Source organism: Vibrio sp. 1402 (assembly GCF_033340275.1).
In genome coordinates this window covers 1-640 of the sequence record NZ_JAWOWE010000366.1, presented here as the reverse complement: position 1 = coordinate 640, position 640 = coordinate 1, and the positions used below count along the sequence as shown (strand labels likewise).

Here is a 640-nt window from a genome sequence, read left to right as displayed (position 1 = left end):
AAAGCCTGATGAACACATCAGGCTTTTTGGTATTTCCGCGCTAGTAACTATTATTCACCTGCGACTTTCATTGTGTCGAGCAAGATAGAACCGGTTTGGATTTGTGAGCGTGTTTCAATATCACTACCAACTGCTACTATCTTGGTGAACATGTCTTTTAGATTACCGGCGATGGTAATTTCAGAGACTGGGTATTGGATTTCACCGTTCTCAACCCAGAAGCCTGCGGCACCGCGAGAGTAATCACCCGTTACCACATTTACACCTTGGCCCATCACTTCTGTTACCAAAAGGCCTGTGCCCAATTCCTTCAGCATTTGCTCAAAGTTTTGGCCTGTCGACTTCACGTACCAGTTGTGAATACCACCAGCGTGACCGGTTGGATCCATCTTCATCTTGCGAGCGGCATAACTGGTCAGTAGATAGGTCGCCAACACACCATCGGTAATGATTTCACGATCTTGCGTATAAACGCCTTCGCTATCGAATGGGCTGGAAGCCAAACCGCGCAATACATGCGGACGTTCTGAAATATTGAACCATTCAGGCAAGACTTGTTTACCCAAGTGATCCAGTAAGAAAGAAGATTTGCGGTACAGGTTGCCACCGCTGATCGCCATCACTAGGTGACCAATCAAGC

At 47.0% G+C, this 640-nt stretch carries 1 protein-coding gene; it reads right to left on the bottom strand.

Features of this window, described 5'->3' with window-relative positions:
• Window positions 1–50: 50 nt before the first annotated feature.
• Window positions 51–640: metallopeptidase TldD-related protein (locus R7044_RS26105; RefSeq protein ID WP_263857059.1), on the bottom strand; the 590-nt coding region annotated here is incomplete at its 5' end.